At 43.4% G+C, this 9,152-nt stretch carries 13 protein-coding genes and 1 pseudogene; 2 read left to right on the top strand and 12 right to left on the bottom strand.

All coding sequences use genetic code 11. The features are described from left to right. The 7 genes and pseudogenes from BCT81_RS29925 to BCT81_RS09490 form a co-directional block, all read right to left on the bottom strand. Nucleotides 1–130, bottom strand: a pseudogene (locus BCT81_RS29925) (transposase); the annotation flags it as partial. 209 nt (nucleotides 131–339) lie between these two features. Next, nucleotides 340–726, bottom strand: coding sequence for a JAB domain-containing protein (locus tag BCT81_RS09520; protein ID WP_008216473.1), 387 nt, complete (start codon nucleotides 724–726; stop codon nucleotides 340–342). Between the two features lie 555 nt (nucleotides 727–1,281). Then, nucleotides 1,282–1,599: a hypothetical protein gene (locus BCT81_RS09510; protein WP_008216474.1), complete on the bottom strand. Its 318-nt coding sequence runs from the start codon at nucleotides 1,597–1,599 to the stop codon at nucleotides 1,282–1,284. Between the two features lie 233 nt (nucleotides 1,600–1,832). Further along, the gene (locus tag BCT81_RS29730) at nucleotides 1,833–2,117 is read right to left on the bottom strand and encodes a hypothetical protein (RefSeq protein ID WP_241908185.1); all 285 of its coding nucleotides are present in this window, start codon (nucleotides 2,115–2,117) and stop codon (nucleotides 1,833–1,835) included. A 505-nt stretch (nucleotides 2,118–2,622) separates the two neighbouring features. Further along, nucleotides 2,623–2,922: a hypothetical protein gene (locus BCT81_RS09500; RefSeq protein WP_008216477.1), complete on the bottom strand. Its 300-nt coding sequence runs from the start codon at nucleotides 2,920–2,922 to the stop codon at nucleotides 2,623–2,625. A 16-nt stretch (nucleotides 2,923–2,938) separates the two neighbouring features. Next, nucleotides 2,939–3,712: a ParA family protein gene (locus BCT81_RS09495; protein ID WP_008216478.1), complete on the bottom strand. Its 774-nt coding sequence runs from the start codon at nucleotides 3,710–3,712 to the stop codon at nucleotides 2,939–2,941. Between the two features lie 387 nt (nucleotides 3,713–4,099). Next, nucleotides 4,100–4,345: a hypothetical protein gene (locus tag BCT81_RS09490; RefSeq protein ID WP_102423967.1), complete on the bottom strand. Its 246-nt coding sequence runs from the start codon at nucleotides 4,343–4,345 to the stop codon at nucleotides 4,100–4,102. 146 nt (nucleotides 4,346–4,491) lie between these two features. Between BCT81_RS09490 and BCT81_RS09485 the strand changes: the two genes are divergently transcribed. Next, complete coding sequence (locus tag BCT81_RS09485) at nucleotides 4,492–5,064, top strand: DUF2913 family protein (RefSeq protein WP_008216480.1); 573 nt, start codon at nucleotides 4,492–4,494, stop codon at nucleotides 5,062–5,064. Nucleotides 5,065–5,075: 11 nt separating this feature from the next. Here the strand turns inward: BCT81_RS09485 and BCT81_RS09480 are convergent, their stop codons facing one another. The 5 genes from BCT81_RS09480 to BCT81_RS09460 form a co-directional block, all read right to left on the bottom strand. After that, nucleotides 5,076–5,312 (bottom strand): hypothetical protein, encoded by a 237-nt coding sequence (locus tag BCT81_RS09480; protein WP_008216482.1) that lies wholly within the window; start codon nucleotides 5,310–5,312, stop codon nucleotides 5,076–5,078. A gap of 184 nt (nucleotides 5,313–5,496) precedes the next feature. Then, nucleotides 5,497–6,663, bottom strand: coding sequence for a replication initiation protein (locus BCT81_RS09475; protein ID WP_032498102.1), 1,167 nt, complete (start codon nucleotides 6,661–6,663; stop codon nucleotides 5,497–5,499). Then, nucleotides 6,660–6,962 (bottom strand): hypothetical protein, encoded by a 303-nt coding sequence (locus tag BCT81_RS09470; protein WP_102423969.1) that lies wholly within the window; start codon nucleotides 6,960–6,962, stop codon nucleotides 6,660–6,662. The genes BCT81_RS09475 and BCT81_RS09470 overlap by 4 nt, the downstream gene beginning before the upstream one ends. Before the next feature lie 334 nt (nucleotides 6,963–7,296). Beyond that, nucleotides 7,297–7,845 carry a phage regulatory CII family protein gene (locus BCT81_RS09465; protein ID WP_032498103.1) on the bottom strand — a complete coding sequence of 183 codons (549 nt, stop codon included), beginning with the start codon at nucleotides 7,843–7,845 and terminating at the stop codon, nucleotides 7,297–7,299. A 109-nt stretch (nucleotides 7,846–7,954) separates the two neighbouring features. Beyond that, complete coding sequence (locus BCT81_RS09460; protein WP_032498104.1) at nucleotides 7,955–8,167, bottom strand: hypothetical protein; 213 nt, start codon at nucleotides 8,165–8,167, stop codon at nucleotides 7,955–7,957. 91 nt (nucleotides 8,168–8,258) lie between these two features. Here BCT81_RS09460 and BCT81_RS09455 point away from each other — a divergent pair, with 91 nt between their 5' ends. After that, nucleotides 8,259–8,885: a phage repressor protein CI gene (locus BCT81_RS09455; RefSeq protein WP_008216490.1), complete on the top strand. Its 627-nt coding sequence runs from the start codon at nucleotides 8,259–8,261 to the stop codon at nucleotides 8,883–8,885. The last annotated feature ends 267 nt before the right edge of the window (nucleotides 8,886–9,152 follow it).

Genomic DNA, 9,152 nt, shown 5'->3' with positions numbered 1-9,152 from the left:
CCTCTCCCAGTTTACTTTTAGGGGGCACCTGAGTGACCGATTTATCTAACCACGCTTTGAACTCATTGAGCAGAGATTGAGTATTTGACTGGCGGGTAGCATATCGCTCTTCCCTCGTCTTATCTTTGAGTGCTTGTTCAGTCTTGTCCCTGCCTTCATAACAGACAGTCCAACCTTCGAGGCGTCAAACATCAGTTTCTTTCGTAGTCTTAGCAAGACTCTGATTAGCAGCTCTCCATTTCGTAGGGGAAATGTCAGCCACATTGTCAAAACGGCTTCACACAACAGCCAGCCTAATGGAAGTTGCATGCGTTTCTAATCATTGATTACTCCTTGAAATCAAGCAATTACCTTGCGTTTTACATATGCGCTTCTTGGCGCACCACTTGGGTGGTTATGATAGAGAATAACCGCACTCGCGTTCGTAACCAGCGACGCTTTGACCACCTCGCGCGGGTAGACCGAGGCGGCATTAACGGTGCCGTAGAACATCTCTTGGGTGCGCAACACTCGATGTTGGTTATCGAGGAAGAGAACCCCAAACACTTCCGATTCACAGGCGGCCAAGGACGTTTGGCAGAACGACTTCACAAATTCAGGCGAGGTTAATGGCGTTTGTTCTGAGATAAACAGTTTGGATTTGAGAATGCTTGCGGCCTGGTCAAGGGTGCCCTTTTCTTCTGATGTGAATAACGAAACATTTGAGTATTGAGCATGTGCTGACATGGTATTTCCTTTAGGTCTTGGTGAGCGTCTGACTGTCCGTACCCAGTTGCAGGTTCTGCAGCGCAAGGGCGCGCAGCGGCGAAGCTTCCTTTGTGTGAGGGTTCTCAAATGGGACGGGTTAAAGGAAGTCGCGACAACAAGCCAAAAGAACAGCCTAAGCCAGTACCTCAACCCAAAGCACGTCACCCAGTTAGAAAAGTTCCTTCCCCACCAAGAGGGCGCCCAGCTGGTTACTCGGCTTGCGCCACTCGATATTAATGCCAGCTCGTGACGAGCGTTTTCCCTGGTTTACATGACTGGGTGATCACACACCGAATGTTCGCATCCCTTTCAACCAAGGACTCCCCCTCCGACGACGCGATCATATTTGTCATAAAAGGGCCTTAAGTGACACTCGATAACCTTGGTCACTAAGGCAAGACGGAACAAGGCGTTACTCGTCGAAAAACATAACCCGTTTGAATGCCGCTAACGGCTAGAATATCGAAACAAAATCCAGACACATTAATGACCTTCTCTTATGAGTGTTTGATGACGTTACACAATAAGCAGACTTCAGTCGTCATACAGAGAAGAGAGTAAAGCCTTTGCCGATGCACGATGCTCGGAGGTGGTTTCTCTCGTCCTTTCCATTTTCTTCGCGTAGGCGTAGTCTTCTCGCATCTGCTTAATGGTGGTAGTGTTATCACACACACTGATACTCACCCCCTTCCCTCGGTTGCCTTCCTCTAGTATTAAAGAGTCGGTATACCCAAACTCATTCACCAAAATCTCATTAACCTTGACGGCCTTTACGGTGGAATAAAAGTCGGTCGAATTAACCCAAATCACGTGCATGGATATGTCAGCAGAGACTATAGAACGAACTGTCATGTGACCCCCTAAGCGCCAAAACGCACATCGAAACAAAATCCTGAGCACTTAAACGTTCCCTCCCCCGTTGTCACAAAGCGCAACGCTGGAAACACAGACCCGTAAGTGGTGTACATAATGATGTGCTCTACTCGCTCGTGAAGAAACCATTCACCAAAGCCAGCGCCATTTAATTCGATGAAAAAGTCACGGATTTCATGGAAAGCAAAACGACGCGACACCAATTGTGGAAACTACTGCTTGATTGCGTCAACGAACCCTTGGTCTTTTAACGCGGCGATATCAGCCAGTTGCTCTGGCGACTGACGACGACTGAACATTTTTAAACGCTGGATTTTGGAAACAAAATCAGACTTTCTTTTCGCCTCATCACGACACTTTTTGACTTGAGAGCGCAACTTCAAGACCGCCAAAGGACTAGAGACATCATTTTTTGGTGAGCTTTCGTGCCCAGCGGCGAAACGCTGGTCGCTGAACTTTGAATTAGAGAGAGTTGGAGTTGAGTATCGTTGCGCCATGAGAGTTTCCTTTCTGTCTGAGTATCACTTTTCGGAGCCGCTTGGCTGTCCGAACTCTCAACATCGTTCTGCTTTTCAAGGGCGCGCAGCGGCGAAGCCTCCCTTGTAAAGCAGGTTGTGGGGAGAAACGGTTAACAGCCTGCATGCCCGTAAATGATGCGAGTGAAAGAAAATCGGCGCATAAGAAAACAAGCCTTTACTCGACCTTAATTGAAGTCAGTGAAAGGCAATATGGAGAAACGACAAGGCGCCAAGACTTGTGACAATGAAGAGGACTAGCAAAACCTAGCCCGTAAGATAAAACCGAACATAGCGGTAAGAGTCATGATTAATGACACGTTTAAAGTGTTTTTCTTTACAATAATGTGCGGCTCAGAACAGTAATTCGACGCTTCAAGTGTCGTGTTTAGCAGTGTTAGAAGTTAAGTCCGAGGTCGGCTCTCTGGCATCTCCTAGAATACACAGAGCCTTTAAAATAAACATGTATTACATAGGTAACACATATTTAATTCATTTTATTGATCAACTCAATGAGATCTCCATCATCGATCTTGTCTCGGTATAAAGCCAAGGCTCGGTACAGTTTCGCTGCAGATACATTTCTCTCTGTCTGCTCTTGCAGACTTGCTACCCAATCAGTGATCCGTTCTTTATCCGTCAATGACATTCTAAGAGTCAGAGGAGGCACTTTATAAGATGTCGTTACTTTCTTTTTAACAGTCGTTATTCCAGTTGACTTACTTGAACCTTCGTTCTTGTCATTAGAGAGAGCTGTTATCGCTCCTCGTTTCTTTAACTTGCTCATGTGTATTGCCTATGTATTACATTAAATTCAAAAGAAACACAGCGAGTTTACGGTAATCGTTATTCACAAGAGAACCCGATTTATAAAAGCGCACCGGAGAAGAAACGGTATTTGCTTGTCCGACATGCTCAGAGCGGCGGATAGATATGGGTAGCAATTTATCTTGTACTACCTCCAATTCCTCATCAATGAACTCATTAATGATAGTGTTTCTTGAGTCGACCTCATTCCTCAGTATCAGATAATTACCTTCGTCTTCTTTAATTTCAGATACAGCTTCGAGTAAAGAACTAATGCCGTCTAATGAGAAGGCACCAGAATCAACAGGGATCAAGATGAGGTCTGAAGCCTGGATTGCGTTAAGGGTCGTTAAGGATAAGTTTGGTGGCGTATCAAGAAGAATGAAATCGTAAGTATCACCTAACCTCACCAATTGCTTCTCTAAAATTCGTTCACGATTAATCTTTGTCAGTGATGTTTCGATGACACGTGACAGCTGAACATCAGCGGGAACAACATAGAGATTTTCAATAGAGTTTCCATTAAGTTGTGCTGGTTGAATTAAATCGACAATGGACACAACTTTAGGTTTATCAAATAAAGCAGCAACTGTCTCTTCAAACTTAAAATCCCGTTGCCCAGTCAACGTTTTAGAGCAGTTACCTTGAGGATCGAGGTCAATCACTAACACTTTTCGTTTTCGCGCAAGCTCAGCCCCTAAATTAACAAGAGTCGTGGTTTTTCCAACACCACCTTTTTGGTTCGCAGCGCTGATGATCTTAGTTTTCATAATAAACACCTCATGTATTACATATGTAGTACACAATAAAAAACAAAAAGCGCATCGTCAATATATTACATATGTAATACACATATTCTATAAAGTTCTAAAATTTTCTCTCTAGGTATACAAGTCGCTCGTATCGAGACAGCAAAAATCCTAATGGAAGTAACACCAACCAAGACCTATCGGTTAAAATAATCTCAATACTAGAATCAAAGTCGAGTGCTTAAGTTGAAAATATTTTGACTACGACAGGTACACGGTTTTAGCATGAATCTGATTCATCAAGTGCTGACGTGCCATCGATTGATCATTTTGTTTATAGATAAGACGGTATTGCAAGGAATGGGAAACGAGGGTTCTAGTAAATATACGCGTTGAATATTTAGATAACTAACGTCCGCTCTCTGGTACTGAGATCGCCTGCGAGTGATCTACAAGTGACGTAGAACATTTTTGATAGACACTCCTCAAAAGAAAACAACCCAATGAGAAGCCAATGTAGTCTTCTACTCTTAACATGACGTGGCCCTGCTCTAACAACTCGACAATCGCTTGTTGGTAAGCTTCTTCGACAATGGTTTGTTCCCAAACACGCTCGTAATCAGATAAAATTTGCTGTCTAGAAATGGTTGACACTCCGAAACTTAGTATACCCTCGATACGATGTCGTCGAATGCAGCAGGTTTAACACAAACAGCAAATTGCATCACTTTGATTTCGACTATCAAGCCTTACTATTCTTATGATAAAATACCCTCACCAATGAAGAATCAATGTGAAAAATGTCAGAACATTCATACCATCAACTTATTAAGTCGACTTTCGAAAACACCCTTCTTCACCTTCACTTCCAAGTAAAATTTTCCAATCACTTTGTTAAAGAAGAGCAACGAAACAAGATCATCATTGACTTCTTGAAGCCAAAAATCAAACAAGCTCGATATGGCATGATCAAGAAAAAGCTCAAAACTGTTTGTTTGATGAAAAATAAGTTTGGCTCAATCGAAAAACATTTAGAAACCATTTTATCTCAATATTTAGCGGTAGAGAGCCAAAGCGACGTTGATAAGCTTTATGCATTATTAGAACGCTTTGAGAAAAGCGGATTAGAAACAAAACTTATTGAAGAGACCCCCAAGCAGGAAATGGACGTTGTTTATATCGACAGGGCACATATTGATAATTGCTTCGACAATGAAAACCGTCAGATTGCACCCATTTCACTGTTCATACATACGAATGAATTAGATAAGTTCACTAAGTGCTTAGCAACACAACCTTATTTCACATTTGAATTATGCCAAGCAAGTGAAGAGTTGAACAACTATCACTATCAAGTTCACCCAATTCGCTAACGCAACCAGATCTAAAATGTAGGGCTCTTCCAGCCCAGGTCAAGACGTGTTGTACGCGATTTATCAAACAGTATTCCCACCCTTTTTCTTTTATCATCACAATCAAGGTCAATCTTTTGATCTTCGAGCAGTAAGCTGATCAAATATAAGCCTAAGGCTGAATGATCTTGGCCATTCGTCTTCATCGCCACGGCTTCAACAATGAATTCAATTCCTGTTGACAGTGTTTCTATATCTTTGAAAGACATAACTCCCCCTTCAGTTACTGTATAAATATACAGAAAACTAAGGCGGACGAGTCCATATTTACACGAAATGAGACATTAATCACATGAATGAGAGGCATATAGACTCAACCCTCACCAAACATTTCCTTCTTGAATTTACCAAGAGAGCTTATTTTGACTCGATAGTTACTCATTATTATTCAACTCAAGGAAAAGCTGACTCAAGCACCGCCTTCTTCTTCCCTACTTCAGACTCCGCCCAGTATAACGCTACAGGGGCAGATATCTGATGAACAGCATAATTACCACGAGGCTCTGGCCCATTTTGCCGACTTTCGGATAAAGCAGACTTGACCCATTCAAACAAATAGACGTAACGATTGACGGTCTGGCGACACAGGTTCGCATTACGCGCCACCAACCCAATTGTGAGCTCCTGATTTTTGCGTAACAAAACCTGACACGTGCGGATAATTCGGCGAGTGGTCTTCGTCCGACGAAGATTATGGGTTCTTCTAGCCGCTCTACGCTGCTTTTCCTGCAAACTTAATCCACTATCCAACCTCATCGCACCTCGTTGGCAGTCTGACCGAGCACAATATTTATCCCAGGTCCAACGAGAAACACTTTTCACCACCGCCAAAACCTCGCTGCACTTCAGAGGCGGCTTATCCGCAGTGCCGGTATTTTTGTAATGAGCGAAACTCTCTACACGGCGCTTAAAGTTCGTATAGCTGCCCTTTTTTCTTTCTTCGTCAACGACGTCATACGCGTATCGGCGAGTGTGTTCAAACAAAGTACAGTTTCGGGAGTAAGAGACATCAATATCTTGACCAAGCCACGGCCGCGTTGTCTCCAGCTCAAGAGAATCCGCCAGCTCATTAAGTTCATAGACACTGCGGTGGAGTTCAGTTGTCTGCCACCAAGGATGAAAGGGCGTTTTGGCAACAGGTCCTGAATAACTCAAGTCCGTCTCAAGTCGTAAGGCTAAAGCGCGATAAATGGCTTTGAGGTACTGAATGGGTTTGGATCGGGCTTGATCGCTGGTGCAAACCGGCACAATGGCGTAAAAAAGGTGGGCTTTATTACTGGTGCGGTTTCGAACAATTAGATTAGGGGGTGGTAAGCCTTCATCTTGCCAAATATAGGGGTTGGGGACAGAGCGATGGTCATGATCGATGTCAAACACCATCCACGCTTGCATCTCTTTACGATTAACCTGCATATACGGCCATCTGACCGCATAGTTTCGAGGTCTGTTGAGCATCGCGGTTTTATTGTCACTGCACCTCGAAAAATAAGGCGCTTCTTCAAGTAGCCGACTCAAACACGACATAGATGAAGGCGCAGCGTATTCAGAATGAGCCGTCATCGCCTCACCCTCGGGGCACCTTGCTCACTCACACCTAAAAAAAAAGTAAAGCAAAAGAGATTGTCTTGAGCATTGAACGCCGTTATTGAGCCAGGACTCTTGACTCCTTCTGATAAGGTTCGAACGCCAGTCAAAGCCACTCCTTTCGAGCTTTCAGAGTCGCCACGGGTGTCAATTTTTATCGCGCACCTTGTCGGATGACAATTGACTGCATCACGCCACCCTTCTTTACCTTTTAATACTAAATCAGAGACCACTTCAAGACTGGTTTGAATGACCGCAAAAACATGATGATTCATAAAATTGACCTCGGCTAAAAACGCTCCCCTTCGGAGAAACCAATAACGCGCCTCTGGAAGAGGAAAACGCGTTAAAGCCAACGTTGTCTGATTCTTTGTATTCGCTTTGTAAGGCTGAATAAACGAATTCGCAGTCGTACTTGTTCAAACACATGATTCGAACGCCTTAATTGGTTCATTAACCTCGCCTGCTCAACCCATAAAGAAGAAAGTTGACGAGCGCATAACTCTCTTCGAATGTGCCTGATATTCCTAAGGCCTCTACGCTTATCTTCCTCCGTCAATCCATGACCAAACGTTTCAGGACATGACTTATCGCTCGGAGTAACAGACATCATTGCTCCGAATTGATGTTTGAGGCAGATAAACCATTAGCGTCCACCCCCTCATCCATGGCTTTAAGCAGACAACCACCTTGATTCATTTTTTCTAAGCTCCTGAGGAGTTTTACCTGAACACCGATACTTGCATGGGCGGTATGAATAATCTTATGTTTTTGAGCGCGAGTAAGACGCTGATTTCCTGCATACTCCAAAGCCATTCGAGACAACTCACTCGAGTGGGTCGAGCTCTCTAGTACGCACAGAACAAAGGCATCATCCATGGTTTTGGGCGTTATATAAGCGGTAACCACACCCAGCCCAAGAAGTAAACTGTTTACAATGATGTGATTACCGCTCACTTTGGCGAGAATGATGGCTTCAACACAACTCAGGACATGAGGCTGCTCAGGATTAAGCTTGTTCCGCAGCATGGTCGGACTCATCCCTATGACCTCTGCCAGCCTAGCCATATTCTCTGATCTAGCGAACACGCAACACGCCTCATTAAAATCTCCTTGTTTTGTGCGAGAAAATTCGCCTATTGAGTCAATTCCATTCATAACCAATACTCAATTGAAGAAAAGTGAAAAAAGAAGCCCAACTAAGAACATTGGGCCCCAACGGGCAACACTCTTTGGTCGAAATAAAGGAAGATAAATGCATGAGCGACTAACCCATTCTCTCCATAGTTTCACGAGTTGCCATTTCTAAAAGCATGACCATATTGATCAAAGGAGTATCTTTAGGGTTGTCTTTCTTTTTAATGGGTAAGCGACCGTCTTTAACCCAATCAATGATGGTACGTTTTGTCATACCGGAGAATTGAGAGTATTGGTCGTACGTCATGAAAGGCGTATTTAGGACTACTTGATATGAGAGCATAGTGATATCCTGTTAAATCATTGAATGTTTAGTTTCGAAATGACGAGTTACACCTCACCACTTCGACCTCAATTGCGATTATTGATCACATATGAATAACAAGCAACTTAAAATAGACCAAATATCGTATTTGGGAGGTAAGGATATTATCAAGAAACTGATAGATATCACGAATTCAGACCGTCAACAGGATGTTGCAGACGTGTTTGGTATCCCTAAATCAACAATCGCGACTTGGCGACAACGAAATCTAACTCCATTCGAGATTGCAGTAAGAACTCATTTGAGCACAGGCGTCTCACTTGAATGGTTACTTCTCGATAAAGGCGACCCGTATCCTAAAACACCAACTCAAAAGCATATTAATAAGAAGAACGAATCGAAGACTCTCTTCGATATAGACTGCTTCTCTATTGATGACGGTAAATTGGTTGGGAAAGGGATACTTGCATTCGATAAAGCTCTCCTAGACGAGCTTGACGTAATCGATGTGATGGCAATTAAAGATGGGACTACTACGTTCCTTATAAACAAAGAATCCCATCAAGCAGTAAGCGGTACGTACCTAGTCGATATGGATGGACTGTTGTCTCTAAATGACATTCAACGTTTACCAGGCAAGAAGCTAGCTATCAGCTTTAACGGATCGACTCTAACAGTCGAAGAAGATGAAGTAAGGGTTGTAGGTAGAGTAGCGTTAGTAATGGAAAAGCGTTAACTGTTGCACTCATCTGTTTAAGAGCACTCGCAACTAATTTGATTCCGATACTTAACAGCCTATTATCACCTAGGCCTCGGGGGAATGGCACTAACACTTTCGCATACAAACAAAAAAGGCTGCCTTATGTCAGCCTTCTTCTTTGGCTCAGTGTTGCTCGTTGTGCAACCTCTAAGTGGTCCTGAAACATTTTTGGACAAAACCTTGATAGCGACTTTCCTAATTTAGCAAATAATTAATAACTACAGGGGCTCTTCTCCGCTTAGA

This window comes from Vibrio sp. 10N.261.52.A1 (genome assembly GCF_002876325.1).
Lineage (GTDB): Bacteria > Pseudomonadota > Gammaproteobacteria > Enterobacterales > Vibrionaceae > Vibrio > Vibrio chagasii.
The sequence above is the reverse complement of the archived record's forward strand: the minus strand, read 5'-3'. Positions and strand labels throughout refer to the sequence as shown.